The organism is Chroococcus sp. FPU101 (assembly GCF_017312365.1).
Classification (GTDB): domain Bacteria; phylum Cyanobacteriota; class Cyanobacteriia; order Cyanobacteriales; family Microcystaceae; genus Chroococcus.
Window position 1 is genome coordinate 1 of the sequence record NZ_BLJI01000041.1, and the last position, 22565, is coordinate 22565.

At 42.6% G+C, this 22565-nt stretch carries 20 protein-coding genes; 10 read left to right on the top strand and 10 right to left on the bottom strand.

Features of this window, described 5'->3' with window-relative positions:
• On the top strand, positions 1-5340 hold a 5340-nt coding region (locus CFPU101_RS21870; protein ID WP_206817582.1), incomplete at its 5' end, for a helicase-related protein.
• A 99-nt stretch (positions 5341-5439) separates the two neighbouring features.
• Here CFPU101_RS21870 and CFPU101_RS21875 read toward each other — a convergent pair.
• On the bottom strand, positions 5440-5745 hold the full coding sequence (locus CFPU101_RS21875) for a hypothetical protein (RefSeq protein WP_206817584.1): 306 nt from the start codon (positions 5743-5745) through the stop codon (positions 5440-5442).
• Positions 5746-5944: 199 nt separating this feature from the next.
• On the opposite strand from CFPU101_RS21875, the gene mobF reads away from it, so the two are divergent.
• The 7 genes from mobF to CFPU101_RS21905 all read left to right on the top strand — a co-directional run bounded on the left by mobF (position 5945) and on the right by CFPU101_RS21905 (position 12217).
• On the top strand, positions 5945-9529 hold the full coding sequence (gene mobF, locus CFPU101_RS21880) for a MobF family relaxase (RefSeq protein ID WP_206817588.1): 3585 nt from the start codon (positions 5945-5947) through the stop codon (positions 9527-9529).
• Positions 9530-9576: 47 nt separating this feature from the next.
• Entirely contained in the window at positions 9577-9822 is a 246-nt protein-coding gene (locus tag CFPU101_RS25730; protein WP_242578169.1) for a XisH family protein, read from the top strand.
• Positions 9812-9907, top strand: coding sequence for an element excision factor XisH family protein (locus CFPU101_RS26060; RefSeq protein WP_277988791.1), 96 nt, complete (start codon positions 9812-9814; stop codon positions 9905-9907). The genes CFPU101_RS25730 and CFPU101_RS26060 overlap by 11 nt, the downstream gene beginning before the upstream one ends.
• Positions 9908-10012: 105 nt before the next feature.
• Complete coding sequence (locus CFPU101_RS21890) at positions 10013-10342, top strand: XisI protein (protein WP_206817589.1); 330 nt, start codon at positions 10013-10015, stop codon at positions 10340-10342.
• Positions 10343-10738: 396 nt separating this feature from the next.
• Entirely contained in the window at positions 10739-11176 is a 438-nt protein-coding gene (locus CFPU101_RS21895) for a hypothetical protein (RefSeq protein WP_206817590.1), read from the top strand.
• Between the two features lie 117 nt (positions 11177-11293).
• A complete protein-coding gene (locus tag CFPU101_RS21900) occupies positions 11294-11644 on the top strand; it encodes an antitoxin Xre/MbcA/ParS toxin-binding domain-containing protein (protein ID WP_206817592.1) in 351 nt (116 codons plus the stop codon).
• A 225-nt stretch (positions 11645-11869) separates the two neighbouring features.
• Positions 11870-12217, top strand: coding sequence for a hypothetical protein (locus CFPU101_RS21905; RefSeq protein ID WP_206817594.1), 348 nt, complete (start codon positions 11870-11872; stop codon positions 12215-12217).
• Positions 12218-12365: 148 nt separating this feature from the next.
• Here the strand turns inward: CFPU101_RS21905 and CFPU101_RS21910 are convergent, their stop codons facing one another.
• The 4 genes from CFPU101_RS21910 to CFPU101_RS21925 form a co-directional block, all read right to left on the bottom strand.
• Positions 12366-12677, bottom strand: a complete 312-nt coding sequence (locus CFPU101_RS21910) for a DUF4926 domain-containing protein (RefSeq protein ID WP_206817596.1) — start codon at positions 12675-12677, stop codon at positions 12366-12368.
• Between the two features lie 45 nt (positions 12678-12722).
• The gene (locus CFPU101_RS21915) at positions 12723-15659 is read right to left on the bottom strand and encodes an ATP-binding protein (protein WP_206817598.1); all 2937 of its coding nucleotides are present in this window, start codon (positions 15657-15659) and stop codon (positions 12723-12725) included.
• Positions 15660-15761: 102 nt separating this feature from the next.
• Positions 15762-16757 carry a ParB/RepB/Spo0J family partition protein gene (locus tag CFPU101_RS21920; protein WP_206817600.1) on the bottom strand — a complete coding sequence of 332 codons (996 nt, stop codon included), beginning with the start codon at positions 16755-16757 and terminating at the stop codon, positions 15762-15764.
• Positions 16754-17521 (bottom strand): ParA family protein, encoded by a 768-nt coding sequence (locus tag CFPU101_RS21925; RefSeq protein WP_206817602.1) that lies wholly within the window; start codon positions 17519-17521, stop codon positions 16754-16756. The genes CFPU101_RS21920 and CFPU101_RS21925 overlap by 4 nt, the downstream gene beginning before the upstream one ends.
• On the opposite strand from CFPU101_RS21925, the gene CFPU101_RS21930 reads away from it, so the two are divergent.
• Positions 17463-17627, top strand: coding sequence for a hypothetical protein (locus CFPU101_RS21930; RefSeq protein ID WP_206817631.1), 165 nt, complete (start codon positions 17463-17465; stop codon positions 17625-17627). The genes CFPU101_RS21925 and CFPU101_RS21930 overlap by 59 nt on opposite strands.
• 12 nt (positions 17628-17639) lie before the next feature.
• Here CFPU101_RS21930 and CFPU101_RS21935 read toward each other — a convergent pair whose 3' ends face one another.
• From CFPU101_RS21935 to CFPU101_RS21955, 5 genes are all read right to left on the bottom strand, one after another.
• A complete protein-coding gene (locus tag CFPU101_RS21935; protein ID WP_206817604.1) occupies positions 17640-18680 on the bottom strand; it encodes a YhcG family protein in 1041 nt (346 codons plus the stop codon).
• Between the two features lie 101 nt (positions 18681-18781).
• Complete coding sequence (locus CFPU101_RS25735; RefSeq protein WP_242578170.1) at positions 18782-19165, bottom strand: hypothetical protein; 384 nt, start codon at positions 19163-19165, stop codon at positions 18782-18784.
• Positions 19166-19288: 123 nt separating this feature from the next.
• A complete protein-coding gene (locus CFPU101_RS21945) occupies positions 19289-19516 on the bottom strand; it encodes a hypothetical protein (RefSeq protein WP_206817607.1) in 228 nt (75 codons plus the stop codon).
• Between the two features lie 76 nt (positions 19517-19592).
• Positions 19593-20063 carry a type II toxin-antitoxin system YhaV family toxin gene (locus tag CFPU101_RS21950; RefSeq protein ID WP_206817609.1) on the bottom strand — a complete coding sequence of 157 codons (471 nt, stop codon included), beginning with the start codon at positions 20061-20063 and terminating at the stop codon, positions 19593-19595.
• Entirely contained in the window at positions 20063-20383 is a 321-nt protein-coding gene (locus tag CFPU101_RS21955; protein ID WP_206817611.1) for a hypothetical protein, read from the bottom strand. The genes CFPU101_RS21950 and CFPU101_RS21955 overlap by 1 nt, the downstream gene beginning before the upstream one ends.
• A 524-nt stretch (positions 20384-20907) precedes the next feature.
• Between CFPU101_RS21955 and CFPU101_RS21960 the strand changes: the two genes are divergently transcribed.
• The gene (locus CFPU101_RS21960; RefSeq protein WP_206817613.1) at positions 20908-22425 is read left to right on the top strand and encodes a RodZ family helix-turn-helix domain-containing protein; all 1518 of its coding nucleotides are present in this window, start codon (positions 20908-20910) and stop codon (positions 22423-22425) included.
• Positions 22426-22565 lie beyond the last annotated feature (140 nt).

Sequence of the window (22565 nt, forward strand, 5' to 3'; positions counted from 1 at the left end):
CCACCTAATAATCATTTTTGGTGGATTGGGGGTGGAAGTCGAATTTCTCAATGGTCACATATAACCCGTCCAAAAGCTATCAGAGCTTTAATTTTATATCCTCTCAATGCGCTAGTTGAAGATCAATTACGACGATTAAGAAAAGCCGTTGATTCCGATCCAATTCATCAATGGTTAGACCAAAACCGAGGGGGAAATCGCATTACTTTTGGTCGATATACTGGACAAACTCCAGTTTCTGGTTTTGAGAATGACAATAGCCTCAAAAGATTACGCCAAGAATTACAACAAAGAGATAAACAGTGGCAAGAAATACAACGTATTTTACCTCAGATTGCTGACCCAGAATTATCTGAACAATTACCCTACTATTTCTCTCGAATGGATGGGGGAGAAATGTGGTCAAGATGGGATATGCAGGATAGTCCACCGGATATTTTAATTACCAACTATTCAATGCTCAATATTATGATGATGCGGAGTATTGAGGATAGTATTTTTGATGAAACTCGTAATTGGTTAGCCAGAGATTCTGACAATCAATTTTTCCTCATTATTGATGAATTACACGCTTATCGAGGAACACCTGGAACAGAAGTTGCTTATATTTTAAGATTGCTTTATTCCCGTTTGGGATTAGGTGCTAATTCGCCCCAGTTACGCATTTTAACTACTACAGCGAGTTTAGATGATTCTCCACAGGGAAGACAGTTTTTGAAAGAGTTTTTTGGAAGAGATAATTTTGAATTTATTACAGGAACACAGACATTACCCACTCAAGAGGCTAGGTTTTCTGTCTCTCCTTATGCTGATGCGTTTGCTCAATTTGCCCAAGCAGTACAGCCTGATCTTTTTAAGCCCATGACACAGCCTGATGATCCTGACGATAATGCCAATCTAAGACAAGCAATGCTAACTTTGGCTACTAATTTAGGTCAATCTGAAACATCAGGATTAAGTGAAAAAGAAGTTTTGGGAGAAGCTTTAAATAAAATTGGCACACCTGATGCGATTAGAGATGCTTGTCTTGAAATTGATCGTCAACTTCAAGGAACTAATAATCCAACTATTAAAGCAGCGAAAGTTAGAAATAATAATAAATTGACTGATTTAGAGCGTCAGCTTTTCCCTAATGGAAATCTTGGCAATTATTGTGCTTCTGATTCATTACGTGGGTTATTTTTAGCCTTAGCAATGTCTAAGTTAAATAATGGACGTTCTCCTCAGCCTGTACGAGGTCATTTATTCTTCAAAAATTTACAAAATCTTTGGGCTTGTTGTAACCCTGATTGTAATGATTCTAGTATTGAGCAAAAGAAACGAAAAACTAGCAAAAATCCTCCAACAATTGGAGCAATTCATACGAGCCACCGATTAAGTTGTTCCTGTGGTTCACGGGTTTTAGATTTAATCGTGTGTGAAGTCTGTGGTGAAGTATTTTTAGGTGGGTTTAAGTCTCAACGACAAATAGGAAATACAAACATTGAGATTCTCACGCCAGATCAACCCGATTTAGAAGGAATGCCCGACAAAATTGATACTAATCAAAAATACGGAAATTATCGAGTATTTTGGCCATTACCTCATGATAACCCTAGTTGGGATACACAACCTCAATCTCAGCAATGGACTCTTGACAAAATTGGACGTAGTTGGATTCGTGCCAAACTTAATCGAACAACAGGCATAATTATTCAAAGTAGTAGCCGATTACAAACAGATGAAGTACCGGGCTGGTTGTATAAAATTGACGGGAATAATAATGATAATAAATTTGCTTTACCGAGTAAATGTCCTCGCTGTGATGCTAATTATGGAAAAAGACGCATTCCTTCTCCTCTGAGAGTTCATCGAACAGGTTTTCAAAAAGCCTGTCAGGTACTTGCGGGTGGATTACTACGAGAAATGCCTGTTTCTATCCCCAACAGTCGCTCATCTCGAAAATTAGTGATTTTTTCTGATAGTCGTCAAGATGCGGCCAAATTAGCGGCAGGTATGGAGCGAGATCACTATCGAGATATGGTACGTTCCAGTTTAAATCAAGCTTTAAATGATTATTGGCGAGATTTTGTGGCGTTTCTGCGCTTCAATTGTTCTAATAAACCAAATAGTCTTCAAAAGTTAAGAGACTTAAATGAGGCTCTTTGCCAAGAGGTTATACAGTCTGCAAGGCCAGATGACCGAGAGCGACGCGATCGCTTTAGTAATGCTAACCGAGAACTCGCTTATGCTGCCAGAGATTGGATTGATGATTATCCTGCCAGTAACCAACAAGCTGAACAGGAATGGGTGTCATTAGTGAAACGCTATCCCGAGCGTATTCCCCTTTTAACGCTAAGACAACGGGTACTTGATGGACTTCTAGAATGGGGGATTTGTCCAGGGGGCTCAACTTTTGAAGCTTTAAATTATTTAGTGGGACAGGGAAATGGACGACAAAGAATCCCTTGGTTTAACTGCTATGACTGGACGCAAAATCAAGTTACATCTGTTTTTCCCATTACTGATGAACAAAGAAGACATCTTCAATTCCTAGAAGCAAAACTTACTGATGAGATTATGTATTCCTTTTTTGTTCATATTGCACGAACCTTAGAAGGTTTAGGACAAGGATGGGTAAGTTATGATCCACAAGGAAATCCTTCATTAGGGGTGATTCAAGCAACACAGGCAGCAATTAGAGCATTAGGGATCAGAAAACTTCATAGATATTCTGAATATTTCGAGCCAGATAATAACTCAAATTTACAGGGATATATTCGACGTTATGTCGAACGTGCAGGGCTAGTTCCAGAGGATATTCGGTACCAATTAATAGAATCAAAAGCAGGAATTTCTAGTAGTAATGGTCTATTTCTTGAGCCTAATAATCTTTATTTGATGTTGCCACCATCTTTAGTAAATGGCTCACGTTTGGGATATCGTTGTGAACAATGTAATGCTTTTTATCTTCATGAAGCAGCAGGAATTTGTCCAGTATGTAATAGTCATATTAGAGAAAAGATTCCTCCTCAACCTCTAAATCTTGGTCAAATGACTGCTGATTTTGATTACTACACCTATCTAGCTGAAGAATCGGGTCAACCTTTCCGTATGAATGCCGCCGAATTAACAGGACAAACAGATAAAGAAGATAAACTCAAACGTCAACGTTGGTTTCAAGATATTTTTATTAATGACGAAATTCCCCGTGTTCAAGGAATTGATTTACTCAGTGTAACAACCACGATGGAAGCAGGGGTAGATATTGGTTCATTATTAGCTGTGATGATGGCCAATATGCCTCCTCGACGCTTTAACTATCAACAAAGAGTGGGACGGGCTGGACGGCGTTCTGCGGGTGTTTCTCTAGCAGTTACTTTCTGTCGAGAAAGAAGTCATGATGATTTCTATTTTCAACGATTAGAAAGTATGACAGGCGATTCTCCTCCTGCGCCTTATGTGGATATGCGAAGTGATGAGATTTTCAAACGAGTATTAATCAAAGAAATTCTTAGACAAGCTTTCCCTAACGCACAATCAACTTTAGAAGCTAATGGTGTAGCTTTAACCAATAACGGAACTGATAGTGTACATGGTGAATTTGGTTCTGTGAGTGATTGGCAACATTATGAACCAGAAATTCAGGACTGGCTCAATGAGCCAGCTAATGAACAAGCAATTATTGAAGTTTTGGAAGCATTAAAAATTGAAACGAATTTATTAAATGCTCAGAGTAATTCTCAAATGCTAACTTATTTACGAATCCAACTTGTGCGTGAAATTAGTAAGATTGTTAACGATCTAGCTTATACTCAAAATGCCTTAAGCGAGAGATTAGCAAACGCAGGATTATTACCGATGTTTGGTTTTCCAACAAGAGTACGATTACTTTATACAAACTGGCGGTCAACAAGTGATCAATGGCCACCTGACACAGGAACAGTAGATCGAGATTTAGATATTGCCCTTAGTCAATTTGCACCTGGTTCTCAAACTGTAAAAGACAAAGCAGTTCATAATGCTTGTGGCGTAGTTGAATTATTTCCTCAAGGTAATCGAGTCGCATCAAGAGCAGGGTTATATCCTCCTCTTCCTAACGGAAATGAAACGCTAGGATTGTGCGGTAATTGTCAAGCAGTCGTTTTTCCTCATATTATTTCAAATTCTCCTCCCTTAGCAGGACAAATTCCACCACCGCAACAATGTCCTGTCTGTGGCGCAAATGAACTTCGTTATTTAGATGCTAGAGAACCAAAAGGGTTCTTTACTGACTTAAATCCCGAAGATTTTGAGGGACAATTTGAATGGACACCTCGTTCTACTCGTCCTTCTTTAAGCATTAATAGTGAAATAGCCAAGAAAACTCAACCCTTATCGCTCGCTAATGTTTCAGTCTTTTCTTTCAATGAAAATATCATTTCTGTTAATGATAATGGGGGTCAAGGGGGATTTGATTTTTATGAACGAGTAAGCGTATATGAACAACCCAGAAATGGAGCTTATGCGATCGCCATCAATAATCCCAATAGTCCAGTCAATCCATCAGGGAACTGCTATCGTATTGCCCTTTTATCGAAGCGAAAAACCGATATTTTGTTAGTTAACCTTAATCAATGGCAATTAGGCTTATTTGCCTCTCCTACAAAAATTGAAGGACGTGCTGCTTGGTATTCTTTTGTTTTTTGGTTACGAGTAGCAGCAGGAGCTATGTTAGATATTGATCCACAAGAACTACAAGCTGGTTTGCGGACAATACAGGATTCATCAAGAAGAGTAACTGGGCAAGGGTTTTTATGCGATCAACTCGAAAATGGGGCAGGATATTGTCGGTATTTAGCTGAAGAACTGCAATTTCAACAACTTTTGTCTGAAGCTGATTTCACTCGTCAGAATAGCATAGCGTGGAAATGGTTAGCTCAAGGACACGGAGATGACTGCGATACATCTTGTAATATGTGTCTTCGTGATTATCGCAATTTACCCTATCATGGTTTACTTGATTGGCGATTAGCCTTAGATATGGCACATTTAATGCTTGATTCGTCAGCTACTATTGATTTACAAACGCCTTGGGGGAATTATCCTAATCCTTGGAATCGCTTGATTCAGGGAGCTAATGCACCGATTCCTTATTCCTTACAGCGTTTAGGTTATGGCACACCGCAACAGTTTGGCACATTAATTGGTTTTATTCACCATAATCATCAGGACATTTTAATATTACGGCATCCCTTATGGACAGATGACCATCCCGAATGGATAAATGCTATGGCGATCGCCGAAAGTCAGCATTTAGGTTATAAAGTTAATCACGGTAATCCTTTTATTCTTTTGAGAAGACCAGCAGAGTATGCCTAGTCGTATCATTAATACCAGCTATGGCTCGTATCTTTCAGAAGATTTTTAAGTTCATCTATGCTCGCTTCTCACTATATTTTTCCTTATTATCTTAAATTACTATTTTGCTTTGTTCCCTGAAGATTTTAAATCAGATGGTAACTCAGGAATTGGGGATTCTTTCGCTAGCTTCCTCTTAGCCATCAGGTGATACTTCTTCAACGTAGACCCCTTGCACTTAATCCCCTGCTCTGAAAAAATCGAGGCGATCTCATCATAACTGTAACCCAACGCCAACGCCCCATCAATCCGCACTGACTGACGGTCGATTACCGAACGCAGAAAATCAGGTTTCTTCGTCTTCGGTTGAAGCTTCTCCAACCTTTTCTGTAACCCTAATTCTAAAGAAGAAATATCAGTATCCATCTACCCCCTCAGAGGACTATTCTTCTATCATAAACAGTAGCATAGCTAACTGATTAACAGTCTGAATGTACCGCCACAGGCGGTAGTCATCTCCCCTCCCTATTGTCCCCCCTAATTACCGCTTTCATTATCACACCTTATGTACTTTTACAAAGTACAATGACATTAACCCTTCTCATTCAGAAAAACGCTCCAAAAAATGGTCGCTACCGTAGGACGATGCTACACGAACCCAAAAGACTACGCTCAAGACAACTACTACACACAAGGCGATAATCTAGCTAACTCAGAATGGCTAGGAAAAGCGGCTTTGTCTCAAAACTTAAGCGGACAAATTCAAGAAAGCCATTTCTTAAACGCCTACCAATCTCTAGACCCAAATGGCCAACCTCTAAGAAGACAACAGAACTACAGCCAGAATAGCAAACGACACAACCGCCCTGGCACTGATGTTACTCTCTCTGCTCCTAAAAGCATCAGCGTCGCTGCCCTCGTCTTCAAAGAACAGGAGATCTTAGAAGCTCATCAAGCTGCCGTCCGTTCCACAATGGAATATGTGGAAAAAAACTGTATTTACTACCAAACCAAACAGAACACTTCAAAACTCCTCCTGCAAAGCCATACTGCTCAAATTGCCACCTTTCACCACGACGACAATCGTAACAAAGATCCCCAACTCCACAGCCATTGCGTGATCCTCAATCAAACTCTCTGCCCCGATGGAGTATGGAGAGCAGTCGCCAATCATGAACTTTACATCCAACAGAAGACGATCGGGGCATACTATGCTCACGAACTCGCCCGTCAGTTAAAACAAAAAGGCTGGAACATCGAATGGACGGACGACCACACCTTTGAACTAGCTGGAGTCAACAAAGATCGACTTGATGCCCTTTTCTCTACGCGGAGTAATCAAATCGAAGCCGAACTCGCCCAACTCGGACTAACCCGCGCCACCGCCACCGCCGAACAGAAACAAGCCCTCTGCTTAAAAACCCGCCCAGAGAAGAAACACAATCATCACCCTGAAGACAGGGAACGGCAACTCGAATATTGGCAGCAAAAAGCAAAAGAAGCAGGCATTCAAATCAGCAAAGATTCTCGAAAACAATTAGAACAAACCTACTATCAGCCATCTCCGAACGGTAGCCCTCTCTCTCTCATCGAAAGTGCCCTCTTTATTCTCACCGAACGACAAACCGCCTTTTACAAACATGAATTACTCAAGGAATGCCTGCGCCAAAGTCAAGGCAGCTATGATCCCATCGAGCTCCAATCCGAAATCGAACAGTATACCGCTCTCGTCCCCACCCAAGACGGACGGCTGACCACACGACAGCAACTGGGCAGAGAACGCAAGATTATCGAACTTGCCCAGGCTGGACGCAATAGCCAATCTCCCCTAGCTAGTAGTGAACAAGCACAAGCGATCGCTCTTCAACAAAACCTCAATAAAGGTCAAGGTGCTGCCTTGCTCCACATGGCTACTAGCTCTTCGGCCGTCGTGCTAGTTCAAGGTAATGCAGGTGTCGGTAAAACTTATACGATGAGAGCCTTTAAAAATCTCATTGGCGAGCAACCGCTCCGAGGGCTTGCCCCTTCAGCCGCAGCAGCCGATGTCCTACAAACCGAAAGCGAAATCCCCTCCCAAACCCTAGCTAGTTATTTATTAACTCCTAACGAAAAACTTCCTCACAATGAAATTCTTTTAGTAGACGAAGCGGGGATGCTCTCTACTCTCCAAATGGAGCAGCTATTAGAACTCGCTCAGGCCAACAACAACCGAATTATTCTAGTAGGTGATACAAAACAACTGAGTGCTGTCTCTTCGGGCGCACCTTTCAAACTGCTTCAAGAGCGAGGCTTACCTACCGCAGTGATCGATCAGAACCTCAGACAACGAGATCCCAATCTCAAGCAAGTCGTTGATTTGATGGCTAACCATGATAAAGACGAATCCAGCGTTAACCAAGCCTATCAAAAGCTCTATAACCAAGACAAAATCAAACAGATCGTTGCTGAAACTGAAAGGATTTTTGAAATCGCCAATGACTATTTAAACCGCCCCAATGAAGTGAGAGAGCGAACCCTCATTCTAGCTGGCACGAATACAGATAGACAAGAGATCGCCAAGGCAGTTCGCCAAGGCTTAATTAATTCTGGAGCATTAGATGGTGAAAGCCTAACGATTCAAACCCTACGACGTAAAGATATCGATAAATTTGCCATCAGCCAAGCCCATCACTATCAACGGGGGGATATCATCAAATTCCAGACCGAAAATGCTCAGTTCAGTAAAGATTGCTTCTACCGAGTCACGGATGTTAACCCAGAAAACAATACCCTCACTCTAATAGACACTATAGGTGCCGATTATAGCCTTTCTCTAAACAAATACAAACAACGAGAAGTCTATCAAGTTCAACTCCTAGAAATCCGTCGGGGGGAGCAGATGCGCTTTACCAAAAACATCCGCACCAAAGAGCATCAACAACTTAACGGCCAGCGATTCACCGTAGAAGGAATCACAGAAGATGGTCAAATCACTATTCAAACCAAGGGGAAAACTTTAACCCTGTCTCCCTCTCAACTCTTGCACAGTGACTATCGTTATGTCGATACGGTGCATAGCAGTCAGGGACAAACGGCCGATTATTGTATCTATTCAGCTTCTAATGCAAAAAGCCTCACGATTGGTCGAGAGAGTTTTTATGTAGCTGCGAGTCGGGCAAAACAGGAATTTGTTGTTTATACGGCCAGTGTGCAGGATTTAGGAGTGACTGTTCAACTGAGTCGGAAGAACGAGAACGCCTTAGATTTAGTAGACTCATCTCGAAGAAAAATTGAAGCACATCAGGAGAACACTTCGCCTCAACTTCAAGAGCGTAAAAGAACGGATGAGAAAGAGAAATCTGGCCAACCCATCAATCAACCCGTTACCTCATCGCACTCTCATCAGTTGTCGAACCCTCCTGAAAATCAATTTATCCACCCCTCTATTTCTGCTGATGAGCCTTCAACTCAAAAGTCTCAACTGACGGATGCTCTTCTTCTTAGCCACTTGCGTTCAGTCGAACAATGGAAAAAGACCTGTCCCCCTGAACCATCGCTACATAAAGGAAAAAGTCTTAAGAAACGGATTGATGAGCTAAACCAACTCAAAGCCAGAAAAGAAAAGCAACTCAAGATAGAACAGCAAGAACTCAAAGAATTAGGCCAGCCTCGCTCCCTACTTAATCCATTTGGGGTTAGAGCCGAGGTAATCGAAGAAAAACAGTATGAGATTAGTTTGACTAGGATGGCTCAAAGCGACATCGGGCGACAAATCTCTCAAGCCGAAGCCGACTTCAAAGCTTGGCAACAAAAAGCGAGAGCCTACCTGACTTGGCTAAAAGATGCCAAAACCCAAGAAATGCAGCAGTTAGCCGAACAATTGGAATCACCAGACGTTCAAAAACAGCTTGGGCGTATCAAAGAAGGGTATGCTATCTATGAAGCAGCCAAGTCGATTCTGAATCGGGAAGGAACTCAAAGCCAAGAGGGACGAGTTTTTCAAGGCAAGCGTTATCGGGTCGAAGAACGAGGGGATACTTTAAGGATTTTCTCTAATGATTCTCCACATCCTCTTTTTCTAGCTACTGATCTAAGAAAGGCGGGAGGGATAATTGAAATCAGCCAGTTCGATTTAACCCAAGAGGATAAGGAGATTATTCAAGGGTATGCTAAAGCATTAGAGAAGCAGCACAAGGCAGAGAACAAGCCTAAAAAGCAGCTAGAGAGATAAAGTTTGAGTAGAAGAGCTTAAGTTTTTGAGAACATTTTCTTCAAATTATGCCCCAGAGAGACACCATTCACCATCTTGTCAAACAAGCCCTCATTAAAGATGGTTGGGAAATTACCGATGATCCCTATGTAATTTCTTACGGTGAGCGATTTTTGTTTGTTGATCTTGGGGCAACTGAATCTAATCGGGTTGAGTCAATGACAGGGCTGTTCATTGGGGCTAAACGAGAGACTAGCTGTATTGCTATTGAAATTAAAGAATTTCGGGGACAATCTGCCATCGGTGACGAATGAACAGGCAATTGGACAGTACGTTCTTTATCGCCTGTTACTAAGCCAAGTTGACCCAGAGAGAGAAATCTATCTAGCGATTCGGTGAAATCGCCTATGACGAGATCTTCAGTGAAGCGATTGGTAAATTAGTGATTAGTAACCTTCCTTTAAAGTTATTGGTTGTAGATCTAGAAACAATCGAGGTGAAACAATGGATACCACCACTCTAGACCGAGAAATTGTCAAGCAGGTAATCGGGCGATATGCTCAATTGCGTCCTTCTCATGGAGAGATCCGACTTGATACCGTGTTTGACGACATCCATGAGCGTTACGCCTTAATGCAAGTAGGTTGGGACAGAGGGCGACGGGTTAGAGGAAATTTAATTTACATCACACTCCATGAGGGGAAAGTGTGGATCGAGTACGATGGGATGGAAAGTGGCATCTCTCAGGATTTAATCGCCCAAGGAATTTCCTCTGAAAGGATCGTTTTAGCCTATCTGCTTCAACCATCGGTGGCCGTAACAGCCACGACTTAGTTTTGTTCTTCCTCACCACGAGCAATTGCTCAATCGATTCTTTAAAGCGTAGGTCACGGCATCTGCTCATTCAACCCCGCTCTTGGAATATGCGGTCAGAGAACGCTGTACCAGTTTTTTCTATTTGAAATGACAAGCTCTTAACCCCTTTGTCACCTCGTCGGAATTAAAGAGTGAGTTTTTTTGTAGTATTAATGTAGTATAATTAATGAGCAGAGACGCTCAGGAAAGAAACTGGCACGTCGTCAAATCGCCGAACCTTAAAAAGTCACGCGGTACACCGCCCTACAAGGGCGGGGAAAACTAAATTTTCGCCTTTCAAAGGTGAGTTTGGAGATACTGTCTTCCCTTAAGAAAGGTTTTTTCCTACAAAAAATAGACGAGTGAGGTTAGAGAATGTCAACTAAGGAAACAGTAGCTTACGGAACCAATTTCCACCTTTACAAAGAGGTACTCGATGAATCTTTCATCTATTTAGAGTTGGAGGGAGTTCAATTTTGTTGCTCCTACAATCGGGTGATGATCCCAATTCCTGTTCATATTTGGGAAGTTATTCGGAAATATCAGGGAACCGATTTATCCTTGGCAAACAAATCCGATGAAGAAATCCTTCAATACGTTGAGCAAAAAGTCGATGAACGGATCGAACAGTATCAAGAGGCGGAGGCAAAAAGTAAGGGTTTAATTGCCTTTTTTGGCTCATTAACATTTGGCTCGGCAGATCTCCCTCGCTCTGAGCAGATTGAGAAGGGAGTAGCTTATTTCCAACGAAAGAGAGAACATCAACAGCAAGTCAAGCAAGCTATTGAGGAATTAGAGCTTCAAAACAATTAAGAGAAAAATCTTTTAATTCCTCTACTAACTTTTACCCATTCTAGATCTCACCTTACGAGCAATTGACAGTAAAATAGTATCAACTGAAAGTCAAACTACTTAGAAGGGGTAAAACCAATGAGCCAAACCCTACCCAAGTATGAAACCGTCAAGAACATCTCCCATCGCTTTTCTCTAGATAGGGAAGCCGTGCGGATGATTTTAGGCATTTCAGAAAGTACGCAGTTTCGCTATGAAAAGAATAATCCCATCCTCAAACCTACTCTCGCTGACCGCTTAGAACGGTTTCAACGGATGACTCTACAAGCAATCGAGTTATTTGAAGATGAAGCGGAAGCGAAACGTTGGTTATCTACCTCGAAAAAGTCGTTAGATGGTCTCAGTCCTTGGCAAGCCCTAGCGACGGATGCTGGCGCAAAAAAAGTAGAGAACCTGCTCTATATGGCTGAATATGGGATCTTTGGCTAGTGTACGTGAATGCGACTCTGTAAAAGAAAACATCAAGAAACTGCCCTTAGCGGCGAAGGTGGCTTGAACCGAGGAGGATAAGGAGATTATTCAGGGATCTGCTCAATATTTGGAGAAACAGCAGAGGGTGCCAGATAACAAGCGTAGCCGTCAGCTAGAGCGTTGAGCTTGAACTTCTGTTGCTAACATTTTCTCTAAAAACTATAGTTTTTATCAAAGAGGTCTATGGCTTTTAAAACCATATCTGCTTATACCGATTCAGAAACCGCCTGCCGAGTGGCGTACATTGCCAAACTTGAACATCGACCACCTGCTCAAATTGCAGGAATGGCTTTAAAGTTATTTGTTGGCTTACCGACTGAAGCACGGGCCGCTCTGTGGCAAATTGAAGCACTGGGAAATGAGGCAGATTTAGAAGAGGTCATGCGCGAGATCACCCGAACTCCACTTCATGCCCAATACAAAGTTGCTCATCGACAGGTCATCGAACAGATGCAGGTTGAAAAATTGGAGCAACTGGAAACTGAAGACGAAATCCTCTCTGCTGCTGTGACTTTGACTCGCCATGACTAAGAGCCTGCGGTTGTGTGTGGCTCTCAATATCTGGTGTGCTGCACTCTTGGCTGATTTCAAGAGGAGACAGGATACATCGTGTCAATATCTGGTCAGAATTGTTCGGGAAGGCACTTTTAGATGAGAATCTTGAGTTTTCGTTCAGAAATTATCTTTGATACAGAAAACGGGCAAAATCCAAAACTTCTCGCTTACGCTCATTAGACAGATGGGCGATCACCGCCGCTACTTGCTCCGATACAGATAGCCACTGCTTTTTTTTTGCCTTCCAAACTACGATAAATTGTTCAGCTTTTAGGGGACACAGAGCTAAAGTTTCCCCATCTTGGTTAGTCAACTCTACTTCATACTTACCATCTCCGAAATCCTCCACGATCGCTCCCCGTTCCCCCACTCGGAGATTAAAAGCTGGCAAGTCTACCAGTAACTCAATTACATCAAATAATTCTGGCTCAGTCATTGTCGTTTCCTCACATACAATGTGACTAAGAAAGCTACATCACGCTCAATAACGAATCTCTCCAAATTGCTTGATATAATCAACTAACCGCTTGGTATGAAGGGATTGTCCTAGATGATCTAAATTGCCTACCAAAATCAATAACTCCCTAGCTCGGCTGACGGCAACATTTAGTAAATTAGGAGTGCGATTGATAAACCAGAGACTATCTTTGACCTGACATTGACGAGTCGAGATAATGATGGCAGATTTCTGACCCCCTTGAAAAGTATGAACCGTACCGAGACTATCAAGAGGAAAATTCTTCCAACGGGATTGTAAACGGTCAGTTAAAGCATCAGCCTGACGACGATAAGGCGAGATGACTCCAATGGTGTTGTGATTATTAGGAGAATTGAGACAGTAACCCGCCGCTAACAACTCCTCAATTACAGCTTCAACCTGAGCAATTTCAGGCTTGTTTACGTGGTCAGAGATTTGGCCTTCAACATGAATAGCGATTAGATTTGCACCTAAGCGAGAAGGCTTAGGATTCGTTTTAATAATCATCTGGTTGCCGTAGCAGAGGGAATTACAGAAGTTAGCAATCTCTGGAACGCAACGATAATGATACTTAAGCATGATCCCGTTGCCTAAATCTTCATCTTGACCACTGGCTCCGGCGGCGCGATGGTAAGCTGTACTAACCGTAGGGCCGTAACGGTCAAAATCAGCATCCGTCAAGCCCCGCCCGAGAAATGCTTTAGCCCAATAACTATCTTTGTCGTCATCGCTGATAGTAACCACTGGCTCTAGTTGGAAAGGATCTCCTAAAAACATAGCTCTTTTGCTCCGTACTAAAGCGGGTATGGGCAGATGGGGAAGGATTTGACCTGCTTCATCGACGAGCAACTGGTCGATACAGCCCTCCATCAGTTCGGGGAACAGACGGCGCAGGGAGTGTAAGGTACTGAGAAACACGGGAAATAGGAGACTGACATGACGATAAATCTTTCGCCATTCCCTCTTTAACTCACGCCTGGCTTTCCAATCTTTATTCAATGCGTTAACGTAAATTTTCAGAGAAGCGATGACTTGCTCTTTTCGGCGGCGCGCCTCCTGTTGCTGAAATTGCCAGGATAACTCGAATAACTCAACTTGAAGCGAGTGATAGTCGGTGTAGAAACGACTGTAAAAGTCTCGATTGGGATATGTGGCGAGTCGGTGTTGGATTTGTTGCTGTTGACGTTGCTGGTTAGCCAGTTGTTGTTGTAATGTTCTTAACTGGTTTCGGGTTTGATTTTTGCTCCTCTGTTGTTCCTGCCATTCGTAAGCTCGATTCAGATCTTGAGCAAGCTGAGTCCGCAAAGAGTCTAGGTGATGGCGATTAAGAATCAGTTCTAAAGGATAGGGAGTGTTTTTGGTCAGAGTAACATCTTCAGAGATGTTTCGGTTCAATTGAGAGATAATTGCCCCGTCATTTTGCTGCTTTAGCCAACGCCAAACGGAGAGAAACCAACTCTTGAGCCGCTCTAACCAAGAACGGGGCGTTGTCTCGGAAGGGGGAAGCTTATGCCAAGTCTGCTCAAATTGTCTTTTGATTCGCTCTACCGCTTGGATGGGAAACTGCTCATAGTTCTCTAAAGAAGGAAATGAAGATTGGTCTAACTCATTCTCTAAACGTTCGATGGCGGATTTCAGATTCGGAATCGACAGGGCGTATTGCTCTAACTGCTGCTCATCCAAAGGGCGTTGTCGTCGGGCCATTTCATCCTGTTCTTGATCGGACTGGAATTCTCTCAACTTCGCCAATAATTGTTCTTTGGTTGACTGCCACTCAGAATGATTGAAGGTTTGTTGATTGAGCCAGTCAATGGCTGTTTCTAATTTAGGGAGAACTTGCGACTCAACTAAATCCTTAGAACCTCCTAAGAGATAGAAGAAATTAGATAATTTTCTGTTTTGAGTTAAGAGCGATTCTACGTTGTTAACGGCTCGATTATTGGTGCTGGTGATTAACGTCAGATTGCTCTCATCTTCCTCCTCGGTTGCTATTTTCACCGCTCGCTTGACAATTTGCTGGGCAATTTTGTGTGACACGGTATCGGTTTTCCCGTTGCCTGGAGGGCCGATAACCGCCGTGAGAGAATGAGAACAAGCGTGTTTTAGGGCTAAGGCTTGATAATCATCGGGCGGGTTAATGGGAAAAGCTCCTAAGAAAATTTGCTCTTTTTCTGGCGATTGAGGTTTTCCAAACAAATACTCGTAGGCGGGATGCTTGGGAACCGCCCAACTCCAATTATGCTGCTCTAGCAGTTCCCGAAAATCTTCTTTAAGGTTGAGCCGGTAAAAAGACAAGCCAAATCGTAACAGATAAGGAGAAGGACTTGAGCGCAGGGGTTTAGACGGTAGCTCGATTAACTGAACCAAATCTTGTAGCGTGGAAGCTGTTCGGTTGAAAGTATTTTCTAAAAAAGCGAAGAGTCCTTGACGGGTTACTAATGAATTTGAATTGGCTTCTTCGTCGAGTCCATATAACTCTATCAAATTCGAGAAAATCGGATGAAACTCAAATTGGGTTAAATCCCATCCTTTCGTTCGATAGTTTCCCGAAAAAATGGAAGAAATATCGATCGTAAAGAGAGGACGAAATTTCTCAAGGCTTTTTTCAATTTGAACAATTTTCGGAAAGGCAACAGCAATTTGAAAGTCTTCTGGCTTGTTTTTCTGTTGAGAAGAAATGATTTTTCCTTTAAGCGTTTGAAATAATGTCCGTTCAATCATTAGTTGATTGCCAATCAGACTGACGTTCTTCTCCCAGACTTGTGGTTCGTTGTCTTTAATCGCCTCGACTTTAGCCTCGGTTAAATCCTCTAACCGAAGATAATCTAGTCCCGTTTCGAGAATGGAGCGAATCTTTTCCTTCTTTGATAAAGATAGGATTTTATTTAACGAGGAAGAATGAGGAGGGTCGGAACCGAAATCATTGTCTTGAAAGTTCATCTTAATCTTGCTGCACTCAAGGAACTTTACTCTAGTCTAGCTAGAATTCCCTAGACGGAGGATAACTCTCTCTTGAACGTGTCAATTAATCTTTAAACCGCCTTACACAGTTTTCTCCTCAGTAGCTTTCTCATCTCCCGTCAAGGCTTCCAGTTGCGCTAAAAGCTGTTCAAGTTGTGTCCGTTTGTCTGGGTTTTCCCATACCTTTGACTTTTTGATTTGTTGATAGGCGGTTTTGAGACGCAGAGGTAATGAGTCGGCGTTTTCTCCAGACGATGATTTAGTCTGAAGCGATTTAATGCGCTCTTTAATCTGAGCCAGAGATAGATTCTGGACAATTGCTTCAGAGAGTAACTGGTTCCGCACTGGCTCGTCTTTGACTCTGGCCAAGGCTAGGGCTTTGGTGTAAGCAATTTTTCCCGAACGCAAAGCTTCGAGAATCTCTGGGGGGAGTTTGAGCAAGGGGAGACGATTCTTGACGAAAGATTCCCATCCCATCCGCCCTAAAGAATCAAACACTTCTTGAATCACTGTCGCCTCTTGAGAATTAACCATAACGTTATGGTTAGTTTTTTCCTCAGAGTTAACCATAACGTTATGGTTAACCAATCCAGTCACTTCATTATTAAGTCGATAGAGTTGGGAGATGACTTCATCAACAGCGATGTCCAGACGCACTGAGAGCAATTGTAAGATCCCTTCTGTTTCTTCGATGGGATTGAGGTCTTCCCGTTGTAGATTTTCAATAAGAGCGAGTTGGAGAGCTTCTTGATTACTTAACTCACGGATGACGACAGGAACTTCGGTTAGTCCCGTTTCGGTGGCCGCTCGATAGCGTCGTTCCCCAGCGACTAATTCATATCCTCCACTTTTTTGGGGACGTACTAGCAGAGGTTGAAGAATCCCGTGTTGGCGGACAGACGCTACCATCTCTTTCATCGCCTGGGGGTCAAAGTAGCGACGAGGCTGTTGTGGGGGAAGATGGATATTTTTAAGAGCAATCGAGGAAGCATCCGCTTTTTCAGTTGAGGCAATTGGGTCAATCCAAGGGGCTGTAATCTGACTGTTAAAAGGTTTTTCCGTTTTCCGAGGACTCATGATAGTTGCTCCATGGCGGCGGCTAAAGAATCGAGGAGAGGGATGACGGCATGATTAGGGTCGTAGACCGCTAACGGTTTTCGTTCTTCCGAGGCATCAACGAAAGCGGTAGCGCGGGGAATCGGTGGGAAGATTTTTCCAAAACTTTCTAGCTGCGTAGAAATCGCTCCCAAGGTGCGGAGGTCGGCGGAGTTTCGCTTGTCATAACGGGTAGGAACAAAACCCGCGATTTGTAATTTTCGGTTGGCTCGATTCTTGACTCTGGTAACCGTTTGTAAAAGTTCATTGGTTCCTTCAAAAGCTTTGACATGGGTTTCGATGGGGACGAGGACGTGAGTGGCAGCAACGAGGGAAATATAGGAAAGTAACCCTAAGCTCGGAGGACAGTCAATAAGGATAAAATTGTAAGCATCAATAATAGGTTCAAGGGCTTCTTTAAGGCGCAGGTCACGCATTTCAGCACTGACTAGCTGCATTTCGGCCGTGGAAAGGATACGGTTAGAAGGAGATAAATCCATGCCGTGAATGTTTTCCTCAATAGGCAGGGGTTTTTCTTCAATGATGGCATCAGCAACGGTCTTCTCTAACTGGGCTGGCACTAAGCCCATAAATTTTGTCAAAGAAGCCTGCGGGTCTAGATCGATGAGAAGGACACGATGCTGTCGTTTATGCAAATGGTAGCCCAAGTTTTGCGTGAGGGTGGTTTTGGCAACTCCTCCAGCTTGGTTAAATAGGGCGATGACGCGGGTGGGTTGGGAGTTCATTGAGCAAAGCGTCGGACTAGACGAGAAAATTACATCGAAAAAACAGACTCGCTTATGTTTTCAAGTATATAATCTGGCTTCTTCATTACTCATGTTTTTTGAATGAGTGCAGCAAGATTTATTCCTCTTCACTAATCTCTAACGATAGGGTTTCCAACTCAGCTTCTAACTGTTCAATCGTCGGTAAACTGCCCTGTAAATGCTCTGGTAACGCTTGTCGTAGCTGATACGTCGAAACGCCAATCGGTTTATTCAAGTCTCGCAGTGCGTATTCAACGATCGTTTGATTTTGGGTTTTGCATAAAATCAGACCGATACTCGGCTGGTCTAAGGGATGTCTTAACAAATCATCTACCGCCGAAACATAGAAATTCATCTTGCCCGAAAACTCAGGCTTAAACTCACCGACTTTCAAATCGATGACCACAAAACAGCGTAAGCGCAAGTGATAGAACAACAAATCAAGATAGAAATCTTCTCCTCCTACCTCCAAGTGATATTGACTGCCGACAAAGGCAAATCCCACTCCCAATTCCAAAAGAAAATCTCGGATATGTTCTAATAGTGCTTTTTCTAGCTCCCGTTCTTGTGCTTCTTCCGCTAGACTAAGAAAATCAAAATTATAGGGGTCTTTCAGAATTTGTTGAGCTAGGTCTGATTGTACGGGCGGAAGGGTCTGCTCAAAATTCGTGATAGCTTTGCCCTGTCGATGGTACAGTTGACTTTCAATCTGATGGACTAATACATTGCGGCTCCAGCCCTGTTCAATTGTTTTGTGGAGATACCACTCCCGTTCGGTTGAGTCTTTTACTTTATCTAAAAGAACGCAATTATGAAACCAAGGAATTTGTGCAGCAAGTTGCTGCACTATTTGTTCATCGGGATAAGTCTCGGCAAACTTCCGCATATATTTGAGATTGCGGGAGGAAAACCCCTTCAGATCTGGAAAAGCAGAACGTAAGTCAGTCGCTAGGCGAGCAATGATTTTAGTCCCCCAACCCTGCTGCTGTTGTCTAGTCAAGATTTCTCGCCCGATTTGCCAGTAAAGTAAAACCAACTCTCGATTAACCGCAAGGGCAGCCCGCACTTGGGCTGTGCGGATGCGTTCTTTCAACTCCCGCAGGAAATTGTCATACCCTTCCCCTAACTCACTTGCCATTATCTATTCCTTTTTTGTCATCGGTAACGTTTTCATTTTTGTCAGGTGTTGCGATTAAAGGGTAGTTTGGGTTCACTTCTCTTACGAGAAAATCAATCAGACTACGGTTGAGGCGGTTGAGTTTTTTGAAGAATTCTAGCAGCACGCTCAATGGTGGCTTCTAACTCGTCTTCAACCAGACTTTCTAATTCTTGCTGCGTTTGACTAGGCAGGGATTCGCCCGTATCAACGGCTTGATGAAATTGCCCCATCAATTCCTGTAGTCGTGCTTGTTGCTGTGCTGTAAACAAGTTATCAGGATGAAATCGTTGTACGATAACGATCGTTTCACTCCTTTGGGCTTCTTCTTGAGTGGCCAAGACTTGTTCAATCTGGTCTAGGGCTTGACCAGGTGTAGAGCCTGTTGCCTGTTGCTGGCCACTGATGGCTCGATAAATAGTTCGCTCACTGGTGACTTCGGGAATTATTTCAATGGTTGTCATCATTAGTTCATCAACTTAGATCTGATTGAGTTTTTGCACTTGTGCGAAGAAGAAAAAGCATCAATTCGGCTTGTCTGTACCTTACTCCTAGCAGCAAAGCTACCCACTCCTAGCTTACTGTCAAAGCTACAGTCCTAGCTTACTATGCTTCTCGATAAGTGCCTTGCCGTATTCATCTGGCTCTGATGTAGAAGGAGATGATTCAAGCTGGTCAACTTCAGCTAACCAACGATTCCATGCCCTCTGATAGTCTCGCTCACCGTTTTCAGAGTAGGGAAGGGCCGTTTTAGCATCGATGGACTGTATCGTTAATGTGACTTCAATTTCTCCTTGGCACTGATTCAGGTATTCCATGGCCTCGCTGGGAATAACCAGTGTGCCGTTTTTAAAATCTAACTTGAAAATTTGGCTACTCATAATTTCTCACTCATCATTCTTTCGATTCATCAGTTAAATCGTCTTCAGCCCACTCTTGGGTTAAAAGACTTTCTAGGGATTCGGGAAACTCCCCCTGTAAAACTTTCTTAGAAAAGACCTCATAACAGTCTTTTTTGTCTCCCTCTTTACGAGGAAATCCCAGCCAAAGAATGATAATAACCTTTTTCTCCTTGAAAGCTTTAAAAAACAGGCGATAGCGGTTTGGCAGTCCCATTTTTTTGAGACGACCGTATTTTTGTAAGGGCTTATTGAGGACAAAATAAGAGGCGAAAGGATCTTGGGGAATTTTCTCTTTAATGCCTGTATCTAGTGCTTTAAGCAACTTGACATCCGGGTGAGTAACAAAATCCTGATGCTCTAGTTTGGATTTTAATTGCTTAACTCTTTCTACTAAGTCTATCCATTGAGCATCGAACAGGGGATGGAAAAAAATTGTCCATCCGTTACAGATGAGAGGTTTCATTAGTCTAAACCAACATCGGCGAGGAGTTCATCGATTTCTCGACTCATTTCTTCAGTATAGGAAACGAGAGACGATGGTTCTTTCATGACTTCTTTCATTAGGGTGTCTAAAAAGAGGCTCATCATCAAGTTTTCTGTTTCCTCGTCTTCTGTTTTCGACTCTGGTTCTAAACGAACGAGGAGAGTATTTTCATCTAAAACTTCAATTTGACCACTGGCAGAAACCAGATGGGGATAGTCTTTAGAAAAGGCGCGTGGGAGTCGAAAACCGTCTTGATTGCCAATTTTTGCAGGACTGATGGGGTAACTTTTGGAAGTCATAGCAGTAGCAACGTCTATGTTAGGGTCAACTGTTATTATAATATGTTATAACATTGAGAAGACATTATGCAGAAGCTATAACCTTAATCCGAGTCAACTTGCGCGCGTTAATCTTAAGGGAATTGGCGACCCCTTGGTGAAATTTAGACCAGACTGAAGGGGTTAGATCAAGTAAATTTATCCTTTAGCTAACTGGACTTTGTAAAAGTACATAAGGTGTGATATCAAGAGACGCTATTTTGGAGTAAAATTTCGAGAAAAGAGCATGACAGTCTTTTTACCTGATAGGTAGATAAAACCCCATTTTTTACAGAAGGGAAGGCGACTCTGATGGCATAGATACACTCAATGAAAGGGACTATAGATAGCACTCGTCGTAACAACCCTTACAGGACTCGCCTTTGTCGTTAGCTCGTTCGCTAAGAAACTGAGGCATAATAGCTGAAATAGACTTTTACTCCCCCAAGACAAACTTGATTGTTCCCGTCCAATTCATTCCCAACCCTCCTTAAAATCAAGAAATCATGTCACATCCAAGGGCTAAAATTGTAGATCATCAAGATGATGCCAATAACTCTCAAGAAGATCAAGTAACAACGAGTAATAACTTGGGCATCGAGTACCAACGACGACTAAAAAAGTCATCTACGGAAGCTCAACTGTGTCAGGACAAATTTTACGAAGAATGTCCTAGTAGTGCGATAACCGATGCAGTTTACACAGCAGGGGTTACAGGCATGGATTTTTGGACACCCGACGAAACCAGCTTAACGGGTGGCAAAGATTTCTCAGCAGGTCGGGTTGAACTGCAAATTCGAGATCGGTTTGACCTGAAAGACTTTGCTGAAATTACCTATCAAGCAAAAGAGGTAATCGCCCAGCATTTTGGAGAGCAAACGCTTAAACTACATTATGCACTAGCAGCGATCGCTTTTCGCCAACCTGATGCTTGGAATCAAAAGATTAAAATATCAGCATCCAAACTTTTAGCTGATTTTGGGGAAGACAGTAAAAAGAGGCAGTACATTCCCCAAAGCGAACGAGATGAAGATGACAAGTTAACCCGATACCTTTCTAAAGAAGAAAAGCTAAGGCAGATTGCTCATCATAGCTACTTGCTCAAACGGTTAGAGGTTTGGGTACGGGAATGGCGAGTTCGTAGTAAAGGCTTATTTACCGTCGAACGTTCTCATCTGTGGGACATTTTCGCCATTACTGAAGTGATTCAAAAGGATCTCTATGGCAACGATACCCTAATTGACATCGAGATTACTTTCCAACCAGGTTTGTGGTTTGAGAAATTTGCAGGGAAGGAATATCTACGGGAGTTCGGCTATATTACCAGTGAAGCGTTAAAGCTAGACCATTACCGAGAAAAAATGGCACTCAGACTGGCTTATTTTGCTCTATTTGCCCTGCAACAACACAAAAATGGTCGTTATCAGATTGAGACGTTACTGAAGCGTATTGGTTATGAAAAGGAAATTGAAGAGGCTAAAACAGACAGAGTTGCTGCTTCTAACTTAAAACGTAGCTTTGACCGAGCCTTGAAAATTCTGGGAAGTTTTCAATACCCATACAGATTTGAATACGAATCGGGTGTACCTGAATGGGTAGAGCCAGACAGTAAAATGAAAAAGCCTCAAGGCTGGTTTGAAACATGGCTAAAGCTTCAAGGAACTTTACATCAACCCGAATTACTACCTAAACGTAAGCCAGAGGCAGCACCAACTCAAAACACCCCTCAAGAAACAGAAGAAGTTCAAAAATCACCACCTAGAGAGAAAGATCAAAAGACATCACCGAAATCAGATAAAAAGCAAAAATCCGCCAAATCAAAGGTTGAGCCATCAGAGCAGCTAACCTTCGGTCAACGAATCAGAGAAGCTCGGCTTAAGACAGGGGAAAGCTTAAGAGCAATGGCTAAACAGCTTAACATTTCCCCGGCTCGCCTCTCCCAGATAGAAAATGACCGTTATCCCCATGAGCTTCAACCGAGCTTGAAAGCTGAAATTTTAGCTTATCTGGGCCTTGAAGACTAGCTAGCTTCACTTTTTGTCAAACTATTTCCAAAACTCCTGTTCTAGTAACGGGAGTTTTCGTTTCAGTCAGCCGTTCCCCAGTGTTTAGATAAGTGTTTAGAAACGGCTAAACAGCTAAACAGACACAAAAATTTACAAAA